General features: G+C 53.9%; 18 protein-coding genes. 1 reads left to right on the top strand and 17 read right to left on the bottom strand.

What is annotated here, in order from left to right:
- Positions 1-256: 256 nt before the first annotated feature.
- From AA0Z93_RS15595 to AA0Z93_RS15540, 12 genes are all read right to left on the bottom strand, one after another.
- Positions 257-2440, bottom strand: coding sequence for an AAA family ATPase (locus AA0Z93_RS15595; protein WP_413048020.1), 2184 nt, complete (start codon positions 2438-2440; stop codon positions 257-259).
- Positions 2441-2927: 487 nt separating this feature from the next.
- Positions 2928-3710: an ATPase gene (locus AA0Z93_RS15590; protein ID WP_413048021.1), complete on the bottom strand. Its 783-nt coding sequence runs from the start codon at positions 3708-3710 to the stop codon at positions 2928-2930.
- A 435-nt stretch (positions 3711-4145) separates the two neighbouring features.
- Entirely contained in the window at positions 4146-4472 is a 327-nt protein-coding gene (locus AA0Z93_RS15585; protein WP_413048022.1) for a hypothetical protein, read from the bottom strand.
- Between the two features lie 108 nt (positions 4473-4580).
- A complete protein-coding gene (locus AA0Z93_RS15580) occupies positions 4581-4760 on the bottom strand; it encodes an antitoxin Xre/MbcA/ParS toxin-binding domain-containing protein (protein WP_413048023.1) in 180 nt (59 codons plus the stop codon).
- Positions 4761-5010: 250 nt separating this feature from the next.
- Positions 5011-5460, bottom strand: a complete 450-nt coding sequence (locus AA0Z93_RS15575; RefSeq protein WP_413048024.1) for a Mov34/MPN/PAD-1 family protein — start codon at positions 5458-5460, stop codon at positions 5011-5013.
- 32 nt (positions 5461-5492) lie between these two features.
- Positions 5493-7109: a ThiF family adenylyltransferase gene (locus AA0Z93_RS15570; protein ID WP_413048025.1), complete on the bottom strand. Its 1617-nt coding sequence runs from the start codon at positions 7107-7109 to the stop codon at positions 5493-5495.
- Positions 7110-7112: 3 nt separating this feature from the next.
- A complete protein-coding gene (locus AA0Z93_RS15565) occupies positions 7113-8252 on the bottom strand; it encodes a CBASS cGAMP synthase (protein WP_413048026.1) in 1140 nt (379 codons plus the stop codon).
- A 280-nt stretch (positions 8253-8532) separates the two neighbouring features.
- Positions 8533-9192 (bottom strand): hypothetical protein, encoded by a 660-nt coding sequence (locus AA0Z93_RS15560; RefSeq protein ID WP_413048027.1) that lies wholly within the window; start codon positions 9190-9192, stop codon positions 8533-8535.
- Between the two features lie 959 nt (positions 9193-10151).
- Positions 10152-10610, bottom strand: a complete 459-nt coding sequence (locus AA0Z93_RS15555; protein WP_413048028.1) for a hypothetical protein — start codon at positions 10608-10610, stop codon at positions 10152-10154.
- Positions 10611-10675: 65 nt separating this feature from the next.
- A complete protein-coding gene (locus AA0Z93_RS15550) occupies positions 10676-11065 on the bottom strand; it encodes a hypothetical protein (protein ID WP_413048030.1) in 390 nt (129 codons plus the stop codon).
- 157 nt (positions 11066-11222) lie between these two features.
- The gene (locus tag AA0Z93_RS15545) at positions 11223-11720 is read right to left on the bottom strand and encodes a hypothetical protein (protein ID WP_413048031.1); all 498 of its coding nucleotides are present in this window, start codon (positions 11718-11720) and stop codon (positions 11223-11225) included.
- Positions 11721-11836: 116 nt separating this feature from the next.
- Positions 11837-12061 carry a hypothetical protein gene (locus AA0Z93_RS15540; RefSeq protein ID WP_413048032.1) on the bottom strand — a complete coding sequence of 75 codons (225 nt, stop codon included), beginning with the start codon at positions 12059-12061 and terminating at the stop codon, positions 11837-11839.
- Between the two features lie 378 nt (positions 12062-12439).
- Here AA0Z93_RS15540 and AA0Z93_RS15535 point away from each other — a divergent pair, with 378 nt between their 5' ends.
- Positions 12440-12955, top strand: coding sequence for a helix-turn-helix domain-containing protein (locus tag AA0Z93_RS15535; protein WP_413048033.1), 516 nt, complete (start codon positions 12440-12442; stop codon positions 12953-12955).
- A gap of 101 nt (positions 12956-13056) precedes the next feature.
- Here the strand turns inward: AA0Z93_RS15535 and AA0Z93_RS15530 are convergent, their stop codons facing one another.
- The 5 genes from AA0Z93_RS15530 to AA0Z93_RS15510 form a co-directional block, all read right to left on the bottom strand.
- Positions 13057-13626: a hypothetical protein gene (locus AA0Z93_RS15530; RefSeq protein ID WP_413048034.1), complete on the bottom strand. Its 570-nt coding sequence runs from the start codon at positions 13624-13626 to the stop codon at positions 13057-13059.
- A 187-nt stretch (positions 13627-13813) separates the two neighbouring features.
- Positions 13814-14617 carry a hypothetical protein gene (locus AA0Z93_RS15525; RefSeq protein ID WP_413048035.1) on the bottom strand — a complete coding sequence of 268 codons (804 nt, stop codon included), beginning with the start codon at positions 14615-14617 and terminating at the stop codon, positions 13814-13816.
- 39 nt (positions 14618-14656) lie between these two features.
- On the bottom strand, positions 14657-15169 hold the full coding sequence (locus AA0Z93_RS15520; protein ID WP_413048036.1) for a toll/interleukin-1 receptor domain-containing protein: 513 nt from the start codon (positions 15167-15169) through the stop codon (positions 14657-14659).
- A 101-nt stretch (positions 15170-15270) separates the two neighbouring features.
- Positions 15271-15663 (bottom strand): hypothetical protein, encoded by a 393-nt coding sequence (locus tag AA0Z93_RS15515; protein WP_413048037.1) that lies wholly within the window; start codon positions 15661-15663, stop codon positions 15271-15273.
- Positions 15663-16433 (bottom strand): hypothetical protein, encoded by a 771-nt coding sequence (locus AA0Z93_RS15510; RefSeq protein ID WP_413048038.1) that lies wholly within the window; start codon positions 16431-16433, stop codon positions 15663-15665. The genes AA0Z93_RS15515 and AA0Z93_RS15510 overlap by 1 nt, the downstream gene beginning before the upstream one ends.
- Position 16434 lies beyond the last annotated feature (1 nt).

Genomic DNA, 16434 nt, shown 5'->3' with positions numbered 1-16434 from the left:
TCTCAGCGGGCCGCTGATAGCCTTTACACCACGTGCAAAGCGAGCAGATGACTTCAGGCAGGAAGGAGAGTCCTTGGGTAGTAGCTGCAGGCACAATGCTATCAGCGCGCTCGCACGCTGAAAAGCCCGGCTGCTACCTGAATCGATTCATGTGACATCCCACCCAGACGGGCCGACTTGAGGCACTGGTCTTCCCGAACCAATTGAGCAGTACCAGTAGCCGCCCCGTTTTTCGATGACGCACCCGCGCCACGAATCAGCCCATCATTTTGTTGTAGTGCTCCTCAAAGTCGGTCTTCACGAACACTTGGCGGAATCGCTCGACATAGACCTGCGGATCGATTTCGCCAAAGTCGGTGATGTTAACGGCATCAGCATGCGATTCGCGGTTGATATAGCGGTATAGGGAGCGGAATTGCGGATCCTGATCACCCAGGTCTTCGAGCGCCTGGGCGAGCTTGTCTTTGCAATGAACGAACGTGAAGTAGTACTCCAGGATGTTTCGCATCATGTTGGGAATCACCGTAACCGACGTGCGACCATCCAGGGCGTCTTTGATCGTCTGCCAGAAGGACTGGTAGTCATTCTGAATCTCCTTAGGCTGCATGGCGACCACGGTGCTGTATTCGGATTTTGTGATCCGGAACAAGGCCAGCTGACTCTCCTCCTGCCTACCATTCCCCCTGCCCCGCCCCCCGTCTTCATTCATGAGCTTGACCATCTCGTGGAAGAAAAACAGGTTATGGGTCAGGATGATTACTTGCTTGAACCGGGCTTTCGGACTCAGTACATGGCGCTTGATCAACGAGGCAATGTCGTACACGTAATTGTGGGACAAGCTCGAAATCGGATCATCGATCACGATGATGCGGTCGCTGATCAACCTCCCTGCTGCAGCGTTCAGCTCACCGTTGCAAACCTCCAGGAAATACAGGAAGGAAATGAGCGTTTTCTCGCCCTCGCTGAGCGTTTTGAAGACGTCCGTGCGTTGCTCGGGGCGCTGCAGCCTGTATTGAGGAACGTCCCCTTCCTCTTTAGTTAACTCGAAGCCCTTGAGCCCCAGGATGCGAAGCCATTGGTTGATGCTGTCGACAGACTGATCGATATTGGTGATCGCGGCCTTGGACTGGGCGATGATTGCGCGCTCTGCCCTCGCCTTCACCCGCAGCGCCTCAATATTATCCCTGGCTTGCTGCTGCGCCTGAGCAAGTTCCTGGTCTTCCTGAAGGTAGTGATCAAGTAAGGCGCCGCACGCTTTTCTCAACACACCCCAGAAATCCTCCCTGATTCGGCTCAGGTGGATCTGCTTGTTCTTCACCTTGTGGTTGAATTCATCGATGACTTTCTGCTCGACCGCGATGAGCTCGTTCAGGGTGTCAATCAATCCCGCAGTCACCTCAAGCTCAACCGCAATGGACGGGCTGGCCGCCTTTTTAACGATGAGTTGCTGGTTTCGCTCTAGCGCTGCAGTAAGTTTGGAGATTGTGAGTTGGAATGATGGGTGCTGGTAGGCGGCACCGCGCAGGCGCTGCAGGGTCTGATCGACCGCGCCACTGTAGCGGCGATGAATATCAGCGAGGTCGCGTGTACGCTGCTCGTAGGTTTTGTCGAAGATCTTGGCGAGCTCGGCATGAAAATCCTCTGGCAGCGGTTGCTGGCAGAACGGACATAAATCGCCCTCAATGCGGGGGAAGGTCAGCGCATGCTGAACCCAGTCAGAGTGACCTATGGCGTGAATGAGGTCAGCCAGGTAGGAGTTGTCCGAGCCAGTGATGATTTCGTTGAAAATAGGATGGCTTTCAAGCTCAAAGGTTGGAAGCCCGATAGGCTGAATCGAGGGCAAGTGTGCATCCGACGCAGACTGCAACGCTTGGGCCTCTGCCATCAGCTCCTCGGTGGTGACACTGCCTGTGGACTCAGCTGTCGCCTGGATCTTATCCAAAAGCCGCTCTTTGGTATTGAACCCTTGGAAGCAGTAGGCCAAGGGTGTCCCATCAAACGGCGTTTTAAGCTTCCAGAGACTGTCCTTCAACGCCTGCTTGGCAACCTCGCGCGCGGTCTTGCTGGCTGTGCCCTTGGCCAGCTCTTGCTCCTGCTGCGTTGACAGCACCTTGATAGCGGCCTGCGCGGCATTCAGGGCAGTCTCGGCTTCGATATTGCCTGCATTGAGGGTGAACACCCCAGGCTGAGCCATGTCCTCATGGAAGTTCTTCTCCATGAACGTGTGGTTGTAAACCAGGATCTCTCGCTCAGGGTCAGCAGGCACCATGCTGCAGGCCCGGTAGTAGGTCTCACCAGGGGCCTGCAGATAGTTGCCGATCGTGCTCTTACCCGTCCCGTTTTGACCGTAAAGCATATTCACCCGCTTCAGGGGGCCGATGGCGGTATGAGCGTTGGGTGAATAGCTTGATACGCCGCGTATGAGCAGGTTCTCGATCACAGGGCAGTCCGTCGCACAAAAAATTCGAGATTAATAGGTCTGCAAAAAATTTCAAAGTGCCAACATGCGTTTAACCAGGCCGCCAACGTCTAGATCTACCCCCTCTTTCCAAGTGCATCAGTATGAAACGGAGAAGCATGAGCGGCTCAGTGAGCCCCTACAGTTTCCCCGTGCCAAGCAAGTATGCGCCTCAGAAGATGGACAAAAGATATTCCAGGATCACTCTATCCTCATTGATAACAATAGACCGATAGCCTGTAGCTGAACGATGCTTAACCTGCTGCGACCGCATTGAAATATCTTTTAACTGGTAACTTTGAATTACAAGCTCACACGATCGCTATGAACAACTCCGTGACCAAGCTGGGATTCTCCAATCACGCCGAGCTGGCCGCAAGTTTGAAGAGAACAGGGCTCACGTGATCCTGAAACACCGTGAGCCTATCTACTACTCGACCTTCTCTAGCCTGAAGATCCGCATCGAAGATCAGGCACTAGGCGCCGGCTGCTTCTTTTTGACCGCAAAAAGCGTCAATTGATTAAGATCGCCGACCTCAAGCCTGTAGCTTTTTTTGGATTCTGCTAGCACCACCCGCCCCAATCCAAAAACTCGGAAATAATCTGCGTCTTCTTGGGCCAAGGTATCGTTAAAGAACCCTCGAAACCGGTACTCTTCCATTTCTTTATTGGTTACACGAAGGTAGACGCCTTTCCCATCGATACGATCCATAAACCAGAACATGAATCCGTTGTCTTTGCGCGGTTCCAGCCTAGCCCCGCCATGTATCACACGGTTCGGTGAGTCCGGAACGGCCTTGGCCACCTGTGGAAAAAACGATACAAGTGGCATATCACCTTCCCCGGTGACCTTCAATCGCAAGGCGAAAAACTCCTTGGTGTTCAGGTCTTTGTGAGCGTTACGGTAATACTCAACCAGCCGCTCGAAACTGCTCGTACGGTTCCGGTCGGAAAAAGAATTCCCCTTCGCAACTCCCCTCTGGCCGTCTCGCTGACGCGCTTCAGGATCGGAGTCAGGAGTGCCCGGCACCCCACCATCGACTTTTGACTTAGACCTACCATCAAATTCATTGATGAAATCATGGAGTTTGCGCTTAGCCTCGCGATCTTTAACAGAGGCTGCATCCGCCTGGCTGCCATCATCCGCTGCTGGTTCTTCACCTTGCCAAGGGCACCCATCAACATGCCCTACGTGAGGATCCCGAAAATGCGCCGCTCTATAGGTATCCTCCGGAAGGCTTGCGTAATTCACACCGGTAATCGTCGGCGGCTTGCTCAGCGTTAGGCATTCAGAGTGCGGGCAGTGGAACGTGAACCGCGACCTGGGCTCTGGCTGGGAAAAGTACGCCCGACGTGCCTCCGTGATCGACACAGTATCCTGAAGCTCGACGCAGTACGCTTGCGACATTTGAATCTTTGCGGGCATTCCTTTACGTCCTATCCTCGTGCCTAGAGTCTGGCCTCGCTTCACAGACGTCTATGCTGCAAGCGGAGCTGGGTGACAGGAGGTTATATTAGGTAAAAAGGCCTCCTGTAACTCGACTAAAGTCTTAGCTCCAAGGCCGGCGCTCGGCAGGTACTGCTGATGGGTTAGGTTCTGTTCTTGGGCTGAGACTCAAGATCGCCCTGCGACAACAGATCGAGCAGCCGAGCGACCTTTACGGACAGTGCCCGGCGTATCAGCCAGCTACATTGGCTTGACCGATATTACCTCTACGTACCTAAATTTCTTCTTCGCAGACCTCACCGCTTCTTGCTCAGCCAGGAGAGTGCTAAGAGTATCCGCCTCATGCACCAATTCCTGCATGGCGCCTTCGAATTCATTGCCCACGCTCAGCACGACTCTCAGCCTGGGTGTGAACGCAGAAGATGTTCTTTTCTTTTTGGAGGGCGGCGAAGGTAGCACAAAGATCATCTCTGGAGCTTCAGGCTCCGCACCGGTATCTTGAGCGGGAGCATCGCAGCTGCCGAACAAGGCTTTACGCATTTCGTCTTCAGTCAAACTTGTACTCATGGGTTGGGACTCACGCTTTGTTTCCACGACCGGATAGCGGTCGCTGTTCGCTATGAGGGGTGCGAGATCGTTCAGTTAGGAAAAGGTGAGGCGCATGAAAGTGCCTGGTCACGATGCAAAACCATGTTCCAACCGCGCTAGAAATTCCAATGCGATCTCAATGTCGACGTCGAGGGGGGATTTACCGCCCAATGCTTGAACTGGCTTGGCCAGCCATTGCGCTGCAAGGGACTGATTGCCGAAAACGCGTATCGCGCATTCGAGCAAGATTGGATCAATCTCTGCCATCGCCTCAAGCTCCTTTCAACCTGGCGCTACTGGGGTGGAGGCTGCGCATAACCAAGCTAGACGACCTCAAGCGTAGAAAAAGAACACCCTAGGCATCCGACCATTTATGGCTTTGACCACGCATGGTGTAAACCTATTTTTTGACGTGTAAACCCAACGGTTAACACCTCAAAAAATCGGTTTACATCGTGACTTAGTGACGGGCTGATTGTTGGCATTTAGCAGCTAGCCCATCAGCGTTGTCAGTCGCTCACCCATCCCGATTAGTCGGGTCTAACGGGACAAGTATACAACGCTTGCCAGTGCCGAACATGTACTCAACGTGCAGCCCTTCACACCCCACGATCAATGCCAGCAAAGGACGGGCGTCGCGCCGATCAGCAGCCAAAATGCGCCACTCCCTCAAGTCGACGGAGGAAGGTGTCGGATAGTTTTGCGGATGGGTATGCCACTCTCCGACATAGCGCACCAGCCCATGGCTTTCTTTCCAGCGCTTCATGGCGAGTTTGTGATGAAAATAAGGCATGCGCTCGAAAAGAAACCTGAAGCGCTTGTCCCAGAACGAGGGCTCGGTCGCCTCGGTAATCTCCAAATGCTCTCCACGCACATGGCCAAGCAAGATTCCACCTGCTTCCTTGGCGTCGATACCCTCCTGGATGAAACGCCTGAACACCTCTAGCGGCTGCTGATGCAGATACACCAGTTGCTCAGTACCAGGGACAACCCACGTTGCTAGGTGCGGCATATTGGGCAACCGATGTGGGGCAGCGGCGAGCAATCAAGTGTTGCCGGTTCATAACTGTGATCAGTCAACCGCGTGCTGAGCGAAGGCCAAGGTTTGCCAGCTAACCACGCCAGCGCAGAGTCCAACGCAAGGGCCGCTGCCTGGATCGATACAGATGCTGGAAAAGGCACATAGAGGCCTTCACACCCCTGCCCAGCAAAGATCGGCTGCACTCCACCTACCACGGATAAAAGCTCTCCCTGTTTATTCGATTCAGTCACGCAGCGGTAGCACCCTTGTTCGGCGCGATGTTTGATCAATGAGCGCACCGCGACCCCTGCCCCCTCTATCCAAACGTGCAAGGTTGGACAGGACGTAGATTTGGCGAGCCAGTGACCGAATGACTCCTCACCGGTGGCATCAATGATGAGATCCAAATCAGCCAAATTGATGTCTTTGGCGTCGTTGTTGAAGCTACGCACCCGTGCACTGGGCATGATGATCTTCAATTCTTCCGCAAGCGCATCAGATTTCGGACGGAACAGATAGTTGAAGCCAAGCCGGTGGCGGCCCAGGTTTTGGGGCATCAGGAAGTCATTGTCGATCAGTGACAGCTCGCCACCACCGATTCCAGCGCCCGCCTTGATCAGCATCTCAGCCACGAACCCGCCGATAGTGCCGCAGCCAATCAAGCCGATCCTTTTACCTGCAAAGGTGATCTGCCCTGGGATATTGCGTTCTGCCAAGTATCTGTCGTCGAGACGAAGCATCTGCAATGGCTTTATAGGGCAATCGAAAATGGGAAGACGTTGGTCGATTGCACGATGAGCAGGCAGGCGGTTGCGCTGCAGGTCGTGCACGATGAACCCGTAGCTGTATCTCGTTTGTTCAGGCTCGATCACGATCATCAGGGCGCGAGTCCCTTCGCGGTATGCTGCAGTCACTCTGTCGCGAATCTTCCGCCGGCAGGCATCATCCAGTTCATGCTGCCAGCCAAGAATCTCACCCAGCGTTTTTGGTGGCCAATTGTCCTGCAAAGGCCTCGGGGCAGCGCTGGAGGTAATCATCGCGACCTTAGAGGTAATCCCCGTAATTGCTCGACCTGGACGCGCAAACTTGGCCCGACTGCGCTCAACATCGTCCGTCAGCAGGTACATCGCATTGTCAGAGAGCTGTAGAAGCTCGACCAAGCCGGACTCACGCCTTTCGATATCATGGAAGCAATAATCGCCATACCAGTAGACGAAGAACTCCTCTTGCAGATCTTCTTTCATTTTCCCAGCCAGAAGCTGCTCGATAACCTCAATCGCTTGAAGCAGGGATGTCCGGGTTTGACCGACTGGGTCAAAGATATCGATCACTTCAGTCCCCGGAGCCGAATAGCACAGATAGCCATCAGGCGAGAGGTGGGGAACGACACGCGGAAGGGCTTTCGGAAGCCCCGTGAGCCAGAGCTGCAGGGGCCGTTCGAAAGATGGGTCTAGCCACACCTCACACTGGACTGTTCCCTGTGTAGCCGTGACCAACTCTCCTGCCATTGCGAGCCAGCCCGAACTTGGCTGAGGCTCCATTTTGGTGAATCCCCAACCTTTCATATGGCGCAGCACCTCCGGCATCGCGCTCATGGTTCAACCCGCCTTGGTGCGCTTTACTGGCTCCGCCGGCCCTGCCAAAGGCGCGATTGCAGCCATCGAGGCTGGCATGCCTTCAGGGTTTGACTTCATGCGATGCGGCGCATACGGGAATCGGTCGCCGAGCATTTGGTGAAGCCAGTTGTTGGCAGTGTGGGCATCGGTCGCGTTGATAGCGCCCTCAAGGTGGCGAGCAAAGTCCTCAAAAAACTCAACGGCGTCTGCAAGGGCTTCCTTTGCCATAGGGGCAGTGAGCGATGCGTCTGGGTCGATTGGGCTTGCGACCCCGTTGCGCAGAGCGTCTGGAATGCCCTTGACCACGTTCAGCAGGGCGCGGTCATCGCGCTTGTCGAAAAATTGGAACAACGGACAGGCTGCAGCCATGAGCAGAATCGAGCTCGGGCCCTTGTCTTCCCATCGCTTATCCCGGAATGCCTTGAGGTAGCGCACAACGCGAATGAGCTGGTCACCTTTTTCAAGGCACTCACGTTTGAACCAGTTCTTCATGGCCATAGGATCGGACTTACGCCACCCCTGCTTGCGATCGGCCAGCAGGATCTTGTCCGAGGGAAGTGTCTTCCAGCTGTCTCGTTCGGAGTTGATCGCGCTATCGAAGACCGCGTGCCCACGGCTTTCCATGTTGGCTTTGATCAACTGGAACAAGGTGTCAGGAATCACATACAGCGGGAGATCGATGTGTGCAGAGGGTGAGATGGTGACCCGCACGCAAGTGTCTTTAGCCTGGGTGTGCCAACCCCTTTCAGCGCACATAGGGCCGAGCACATCGATGACCGCGTCAAAGAACAGTGCGATGGCGAGCTTGGGACTGCTTTCTTCACGCATGACACTCAGCGGAAGATAAACCCCGTCATCGATATCCGACTGCTGAGGCGGGGTTGTACAAGGGCTGTTCAGCGTTTTGTACGCCCGCGATCCCTGGATGTAAAACCTCGGTTCGCAGATGTCGCCTTCCAGCCCTTTATCACGAAGGGCGCCAGGAAGCTCGGCCTTCAGGGCCTCCCGGATGTCTTTACGAGCACCATCAATCCGGGACAATTCGTCGGGTGCAAGATCGAGCTCATCAAGGAAGCAAGCTTCCCCAGTGGTAGTGAACAGCAAAGGACTGAAATTGGGCATGAAGCCTCCGCTCAGGCGCTAAATGAACGGTGCCTCCAGCAACTGCTGACTTTCACATTCGAGACTACCGAGCGCGCTCTGCACCCCTGAATCTCGTCACTGCCACCCTACGCCAACCACATAGTTCCAGAGGGTGCAGTCCTTCCCGGCTTGTCAGCTACCATGCTCGATGACACGCGAGACACCATAATGCCACCCCACAACATATAGATCAATAGTATTGGAAAAACACCACATGTAGTGCCTGACAAAAATTCACCGCTGACCTGTAATGACGGGCTCAGGTCGCTTTCGGGCGAGTGAATGTCACCTGTCCTGCGGTGTTGAGCCCCTCCGTCCACTTGCGGTCTGTGAAGTACGTCCCTTCCATGTACAGCCGATCTCCCAACTCTTTCACGAACACCCTGGCAGCACCGGTATGAGTGTTTGTGTCGGTGGCCACCGGAATTTGTGTGTAGTTGACGAACATGTAGTTCAGTTCCAGCAGGCCCGTCTGGTCGCTTGGTCGCACGGAGACGCTGATGGTTTTGGATTCGGAGTAGCCGTCGGCTGAGACGAATTCCATTTTGACGCTGAAAAGGCGAGCTTTGATTTTTACTTTCCCGGGAACGGTGATGAGCGAAGTCCCATCGCCCAGGCCGAGCCATTTTTGCTTGATTCCCCAGTTGGATTTCAGCTGCATGTCCCACTCCCCATCAATGGGAGGGAGGTACTTGCGAAGGAGCGGCGCCTTGCATAGCCAAACGAATAACGGCGTTTGGCCTAACACCCAGAAAACGCCAGAGCCGAAAGTCACCGCTGACGTGATGGGACGGCGAAGGTCGATGAGCGGCCCCGCTACAAGGGCTGGGATCTCCTTGTAGTACATGACCAGGAACACTAGGACACACGTGGTGGCGAAGATCCCCAGGGTCTTGGTGATCCCAATGACTTGATACATTCCGTACCTCGGCTTCGACTGCTTGCGCCTTACCCTATACGCTCTACTAGATGGTGTACATGACAATCCGGAATGCAGACGTCCGGGCTCCAGTATGGCCGTAAATGTCCCAGGCCTTGTCCCACACAAGCCTCTCCACCTCTACACCCAACGCCAGGCTCACCTCCCTTACAAACCGGTATTCTGAGCCCATCCACGAGCAAGCCAACTACTCCATTTTCTGAGGAGCTGAAAATGCACATCGAAATCGATTTGAACCGAAACGACTTGGAAGCCCTGTTGAGGCACTGCCAATCATTCACGCCAGCAAGCGGTGACGCTCGCGAGGATAGCCGATTAGAAAGCGCCCTGGAGGCCTTGGAGGAGGCCCTGCTGACGGCTAGCGCATCACAATAGTGTGAAGCCGTAGGGCGGTTTCATCAGACGAATATCCGCGCCCATGTCATCCGCAGTAAAGACTGCGGGACGAGTTCATCCAACACTTCCAGACGGTTGGATGACATGGGTGCTATTGGAGACGGACTGCCCCACTCAAAAAAATTTCTGACGCCTTGGTTGTTTGTATTCAAAGCGTAAGTAGGGCCTTTGGCCCTAAACACCGATTCCCCTGACCGCCCTCGCCTCGCCTGCGGCAAGGCAATCAAGGGCTGAAAAACCCCAAAAACAAAACCGAAAAGCTAGACCCAGAAACCGTGGCCGGTTCCAGCACCGGCAGTCGTGCTTACACCGTATAAAATCTCTTTGCCTTCAAATATTAGAACTCCGTCTCGCAAAAAAATTTTCAAGAGGGGGGGGTGCAAAATAAATCGGACTTCGCGCCAAAAATGTCGACTGCATCACAATTTTCACCCTTTCAGGCTTATTTTGTCTGACGCTGACCCGCGAACAGGCCTGGTTATGAGTTCTTGTGAATACACCCATGGGGAAGCGATCCACCTACTGTATCCAGCAAGTGGCAGCTATCGGTTTTGCTTCGAGGCAATGAGCGAATGAAACGCCTCCTCCGGTGAAAGCCCTTCTCGCAACCTGTCCCCTAGAAAATCAGCATCCAGCTTGGCAGGATCAAAAAAAGCGCGAGCATGCCGGACTAAATCCAACCAGAACTCCCAGGGTACAGCAGTGTACTGGTCATCTCGGCACCGGTAGCTGGGCCGCTGGAGCAACCCCGGCTCCCGCTCGACCAAGTCGTCACTTACGCGCCGCATAATTTCAAATGGCACATTGCTCATCCCAATGAGGCTAGGGTGAGTTAAACGCGGAATCGATTGCACTGCTGCTTGAGGATCAATGACATGCATCTCGGCGAGGCGCTGAGCGTCAGCTTCAAATTTCAAGACGCCAATAGCCGCTACCAGACGCTCCACGATTTCGAGTTCAGCCAGATTGCCACGCTCCAGCCCGATTACATGCTTTTCCATACCAAACCTGCCCATCAGTTGCTGTCCAAACCTTGCTCCGCAAGACTACTGCGCCTGAAGAACATCTAATGCGAATCATCCAATGCATCACGGTGGCGCTTGATGTGAGCCATATCGGTTTGCCAAGCGTCCAGGAAGTCATGCCAATCGTGCCGGTAATACCCCTCAAATACCCGAGTTGCGGGGCCCAGCGCCACAAAAAATCTAGTTCTCCAGGGCTCTGGTAAGTCGGCGTCTTTAATAATCCAGCAACCGATGGGATGGGGAGTACTTGGCAGCTCTGCAAGCTGCGCCATGTCGAAGGAGCAATCGCCCAGTGGATCTTCGCGGTCGAGACGCTCCAAGTCATCCAGACGCTTCAGGATCTCGGCGACCTTCCGATCACCTGGTTCCATATCAGCGAGTTGCCAAATCGCTTCTCGACGTTGGCGTTCTCTCACCCAAATCTCGTTCACGATTGCCCCAGTGGAGTACACATGTACTCTTTCATGATCGATTAAGGCGCAGAATCTGGGCCCGCGCCCATGGAGCGGCCATCGTACGTTTTTACAAGAGCGGCCCAGCGAAACGCCAATGCCCTCGTCTCGCTAACCTCAGCGCTTTGGGATCGACCTACTTTACCGTAATGCCATGCTGCTCAAAGTCGCGCATAAGCCGTTTGCGGCTCAGCATGGAGGGAAGCTTGAAGATATTGCGGTAACCGTACCAAATCCCCGCAGGAATCAGCAGGAGTCCAAGGCCGAAAGTTGCCGTGGCGGCAATGATCGCCGCTGGGACAGAAGCGATTGAAAACACAACGCCTTTCAATACCGTAGAACGGGCAATTAGCCGGATATCTTCCAGGTCATACTCAATCTTTCCGCCAGTCTTTTCGACCGCGAGAATCACAATAGACTTCTTGGACATATGTTTGTAGAACCAAGTCCTGGGCGTATCGCTAACGAAAGCCCCATGCCTGTTCAGATACTTTGGAACCACCACCTCTTTAAAGTAGAATGTGCGCCCGTGCTCATCTTCCAGCCTGACTCGGTTATAAAGCGCATCGAGCTCGCCCGAGGCCTGCACATTATAATTCTTTACAATGACTGTACCTTTTTTAAGCTCGGACATATCCGTTCCTTAATCTATTGTCGCGACCCAAAGTCAAGTCAACGCCGTTCAAATCCCCCTCCCCTACAAACCTTTGATTGGCCACCTAGTGGAGTTCACTTAGCACTACATGCACCTCACGATCCCACACTTTGCTCGCTGGTGATTACATAGTGATCACCAGCACTACTCTTCATCAGCTTGAAGCCCCCCCTAGTCTCGACGTGGCGTACCGGAGGTGTGGCGATGGTCATGCCGTCCTCGGAAATTCCAGACTGATCCCTATACACCAAGGCTACGTAACGCTGCCCCACGCGCGCTGCCTGCGAGAGGTAGGCGTCGATAAAAATCCCCCATTCCATACCCTGCGCCTCTGCAATCTCCGGAGGCAGGCCTTGAGGACAGCTAGAAACGTCTGCTGCTGGTGGGAGGTCTCGTTTCTTTGCGCAACTGAACATGCAATAAATCTCAAATGGGTAAAAGCCTCTACCAGGTGGCCGGCGAGGTAGAAGTTCGTCTTCAGCCAGGCCGAGGCGGAGCAACGATTTGAAGGTTAATTGCCTGCACCGCAGCCACCTGGCTCGTCTGCGACAAGCAAACCACTCACACCCCCACCCTAATCGCAAGGTATTCAGGCGATGCGCCCTGCTGAACGTTGCCGCATCATGCCCAGATGCAACCCAACACAGCGGCACCTTACAGTTACGAACATCATATGCTGTGTAACTGGACTGCGCAACGTGGCTACATCCTCCTCTTTTGAGGAAATCGTCTTGTTGAAGCAAGCGTTAGCGGCAGTCGTGCGAGCACTCAGGGGAAATCGGGGTTTCACCCAGGAGGCTTTGGCGAATGCGGCATCCAGGACGTATTTGAGCAAGATCGAGAATGGGCAGAGCAGCCCCACCCTAGACAAGTTCATAGAGCTTGCGCAGGCGCTCGACCTGAGCCCATTGGCCTTCCTCACGCTGATCATCTCAACGCGGGACAACGTGCCCCAATCGGCTCTGCTAGCCAAGGCCACCGAAGAACTGGAGGCGCTGCAGAAACAGGTAAGCGCCGCTGATATCGCAGCTCATCTGGAAGGCCTCGACGTCGTTAAGCGCCCCGCCGCTCGACCAAGTGATTTGGTGAAGCTCAGAAAAGTGCTCGATTGCAAAGAGGCTGGTCTGAGCCAGGCAGAGACGGCTCGGCAGCTCGGGATCAGCCGTTCCACAATAGGGTTTCTGTGGAACCGATCCCTTTCAGCCGACAATTGAACATTAGAGCTCACGTGAAGGAGCCCTACGCGGGGCTCAATTCGATATGAATTCGGCGATAGTCTCGCCACCTCGCCTCGCCGTCGTGCTGATGCACGGGTTCAAAGTCCAAGATCTACACCGAAGGACGCATCTCTCAAATGGTCGGGTAGCAGCTCAACGGGAACAATCCCAAGTGCTGTCCAGGTGAGTTCATGCCAGATCACGTTCTGGATCACCAAGGTTGTTGCCAACGCAATCTCGACATCGTCGCTCTCCTGAGCAACCTCCAGATTCGTCTCGTGCAGTGCTACTTCAGGCAGGAGCTCGCGAAGTAACTGAATGACGGCACCAGGGTATCGGCTATTGTTCTGCAAATCGGCGATCGGGGAAAAGCTGAAGCCGCTCCAGTCCCTACGCCTGGCAATTACCGGAGTGAGCCTGCTGCGCAGCTCAGAGTGATTGAAACTCGCAGCCACTAGCCACCAAACCAGCTCGACATCATCGATCTCCAGCCCCGCCGGCGGCGTCTCACGGTAGTTTTCATATTCCTCATAAAGCACAACCTCGGGTCGAGGAATCGGCTGGCCTGGCCTCCAATCAGTACAAGCCTGAATCGGTGTCTCGATTGAAGGAGCGGCATCTTCAGCCAAGGAATGTGATTGGATCAATGCATCAGGTGCGTAACGCATACAGGCATCTCATGGGTTTTGCTGAGCTACCTCAGCAGAGCAATGGCGAGTTCGTGCAGGCCTGCAAAGGCAAGGCAGCGGCTTATGCAGGGTGCAGCGGTTTAAGCAGTTCCAGCGGTTGATTAGCTGGACGCGTATATCGGGCTGCCACATGGTTAGAGGGCATGGCAGCACACCTTCGAGATCATCAGGGTTTAGCGATGCGTTGCCATTGGGGGTTGACCACCAACAGCTCTGAATCGAGGACTGTGCGCGATATCAATGACAGCGTTTCAAGCAAAGGCCTGGCGCGTATCACCCTCTTGAGCTCTTCGGTATCGACTTCTTTCGGTCGTGACCATTTTTCGGACAGGCGACTCGACCGGGCACTCTTCACCGCCGCGACGATTTCATCCACGAGTCTGATTACCCCGCCAGCACCCAAATCCTCCGGAGGTCGATTTACTCGGCCCGTGAGCCAGCGGCTCAGTGTGTCGCACTTCACCTTTGCAGGTTTTTCCGAGCAGCGATGCGCCACTCCCGAGCGGTTAAACACGACGTAATGATCCTTGGCATCGGGTAGTGGCCCGATATCGGACGGAAGAACAGTCACCGAATGATCCAGGATCTGATCATTTAGATAGTGCGTATTGAGCTCGGCGGACTGATAGAAAACAGGAGCTACATAGGCCACCGCGTTGCCTTTGCTTTCAAGATCAAGGAGCAGGTTATGTTGGTCGGAACGCTGAAGGGAATGTAGGTGCCAGCGATAGTACGGCCCATGCATTAACCTGAACTCCTTGGCGTTGCTTCGCTCCATGTTATGGCTCAGCTTGAACTGCAAGAAGACTGGACTCCCTCCCACAATCTTGACGTCATAGCCTCCTCCCGCCTGACCTTCAGCATACAGGGTCGGAAATTGGGGCGCAGCGGCAATGGCCGGCCCCAGGAATTTAACGACCTCGCTGGTCACCGCATAGCCATACGAAAATTCAGAGATACTTGGAGTCATTGACAGTCCTTATCTTGAGCTCAAGCTAATTCGCCTGGATCACAGTGAGCGCGCGTAGATTCCGCCAGAGTGTTGCCGTGGATTCCAGGCAGCCAGGCCCCCTTGGTCGGCTTCATCGATGCGCCGGTAGATGTCGACATATTCATTCCCGTAATTCGTACCGTGCTCAGTGGTAGGGATTACAAAAATGCTCTCGTGCCGTTTCTTTCCATCGGCGTAACCGATCTCCCAAGGGCACCAACGGGAAGCCAGCGAGTTTGGCGTTGCCAAGAACAGGAAAAGATCAGCTTCAACGATCTTGTTTTTGATCTTCCTGGCGGTATCGCCGTTAGTGGTCGCAGGCATCTCGCTGTCCATCCAATCGACGTAGAGATTCAAACCCTGCTCTCTAAACAGCTGGAGCAACCCGAGTACCAGCGTGCGATCCTGGTGGCTATGGCACAAAAATGCCGTCCTGTATCCCAGCGCACGCGCGCTCTGAGAGTTCGAAGCCGTAGAGTAATGGCGGCTGCGTGACGCAGCAGATCTGAGGGTGCCGAGATTGATGGGCATTACTGGCTATCCTGATAAATTGCCGTAGCGTGTTGAGTGTCCGGCTGTTGGCTGTTGGCTGTTGGCTGTTGGCTGTTGGCTATTCAATGGGCCTCTGAGCATCACAAAATGCTAGCCGCAGTTGAGATTGAGATAATCACCGCTCCGTGGAAGACCAGCAGCGTTTTCGAAAAGCAAGCTTTGAAGAAATCCATGTTTCCATTGCTCACGACCAGCGCCATGGCGAAATCCACTTGCTCAGGGTTCAGCAAGCGCACCTGGTCGTATAGCTTTCGATAATTCCGCTCCAGGGCCAGGAAATATCCATCCAATCCCCATAGCGCAATTGCCGGTGCCAGCGAGTAAACCGCGAAGCCTTTGTTATCTTGGGCGGCAGCTAACGCGAACAAACCGGAAATCAGCAATACCGACCACCCTTTCAGCAAAAAAGAGTTGGTGGATAAGCGGTTGATAACGGACTGCACAAACTCCAGGTGTTTGAGTTTCCTATCCATCAATAAACTCTGTTCCGACCACGGTAAAGATTCTTCGCGGCTGCAGGGAAGACTTGAGGCTCATCAGCACGAATGTAGCCACCCAACCAGCTTGCAAAGTCACGATACGAAAGACTCTTAAGATGTTCCGTATGGGCCTTGTGATAGATGGGCAGCGACTCAGTTGCATAAGATTGCAAACCATCAATCATATTCTTGCTCTGCTCGACCTCCCACATCATATGGCTAAACATCAGCTCCATATGAATCCAGGCAGAGTGAGTCCTCTGCTCGTCCTGGACGGAATGCTTGGTTGAGATCGAGTTTTCTGTGTTAAGAAACAGCAGCATGGACGAGCGCATGATCATTTTCTGCAAAGCAGTCGCCAAAATCATATTGACATGCGCTGCTGAGCGATTAAGCCGCTTGTAATCATAAGTTCTACTACCCATGGGGACAGAGTACTTATCATCGATAGCCTTCAGCAGCTCATAATCAGAACCCCAGAAGATGGAGTCCACAAAGGCAACAATGCCCTTCTGCTTAAGGTTATGAGCTAGTTGGATAGCAGCGTTCTGATCATTGAAAGAATGCGAGATAAACACATCGCAATGCATTTCTGGAAACAGGTGTTTAGCAATTAGCTCAGCATCAACACTGACACCCTCATTCAAAAAATAATCTTGCAGCGAAACAACTTTTTTCTTTAGCTCAGCCTTGTACTGTACGATTATCAGTGGATTCAGCGCGATCTCACCCTCACCCAACTTCATTTCAAATCCATAATGCATA

Origin of the sequence: Pseudomonas phoenicis, assembly GCF_047302395.1 — a bacterium.
Taxonomy (GTDB): domain Bacteria; phylum Pseudomonadota; class Gammaproteobacteria; order Pseudomonadales; family Pseudomonadaceae; genus Aquipseudomonas.
Note: the sequence above shows the minus strand (reverse complement) of the source record. Positions and strands in the feature narration are given on the sequence as shown.

Excerpts from the sequence above, each read along its gene's own strand:
- AA0Z93_RS15585 (WP_413048022.1), bottom strand. The coding sequence starts at position 4,472 with ATGAGTACAAGTTTGACTGAAGACGAAATGCGTAAAGCCTTGTTCGGC.
- AA0Z93_RS15580 (WP_413048023.1), bottom strand. The coding sequence starts at position 4,760 with ATGGCAGAGATTGATCCAATCTTGCTCGAATGCGCGATACGCGTTTTC.
- AA0Z93_RS15570 (WP_413048025.1), bottom strand. The coding sequence starts at position 7,109 with ATGAGCGCGATGCCGGAGGTGCTGCGCCATATGAAAGGTTGGGGATTC.
- AA0Z93_RS15565 (WP_413048026.1), bottom strand. The coding sequence starts at position 8,252 with ATGCCCAATTTCAGTCCTTTGCTGTTCACTACCACTGGGGAAGCTTGC.
- AA0Z93_RS15560 (WP_413048027.1), bottom strand. The coding sequence starts at position 9,192 with ATGTATCAAGTCATTGGGATCACCAAGACCCTGGGGATCTTCGCCACC.
- AA0Z93_RS15555 (WP_413048028.1), bottom strand. The coding sequence starts at position 10,610 with ATGGAAAAGCATGTAATCGGGCTGGAGCGTGGCAATCTGGCTGAACTC.
- AA0Z93_RS15545 (WP_413048031.1), bottom strand. The coding sequence starts at position 11,720 with ATGTCCGAGCTTAAAAAAGGTACAGTCATTGTAAAGAATTATAATGTG.
- AA0Z93_RS15540 (WP_413048032.1), bottom strand. The coding sequence starts at position 12,061 with ATGGAATGGGGGATTTTTATCGACGCCTACCTCTCGCAGGCAGCGCGC.
- AA0Z93_RS15530 (WP_413048034.1), bottom strand. The coding sequence starts at position 13,626 with ATGCGTTACGCACCTGATGCATTGATCCAATCACATTCCTTGGCTGAA.
- AA0Z93_RS15525 (WP_413048035.1), bottom strand. The coding sequence starts at position 14,617 with ATGACTCCAAGTATCTCTGAATTTTCGTATGGCTATGCGGTGACCAGC.
- AA0Z93_RS15520 (WP_413048036.1), bottom strand. The coding sequence starts at position 15,169 with ATGCCCATCAATCTCGGCACCCTCAGATCTGCTGCGTCACGCAGCCGC.
- AA0Z93_RS15515 (WP_413048037.1), bottom strand. The coding sequence starts at position 15,663 with ATGGATAGGAAACTCAAACACCTGGAGTTTGTGCAGTCCGTTATCAAC.
- AA0Z93_RS15510 (WP_413048038.1), bottom strand. The coding sequence starts at position 16,433 with ATGCATTATGGATTTGAAATGAAGTTGGGTGAGGGTGAGATCGCGCTG.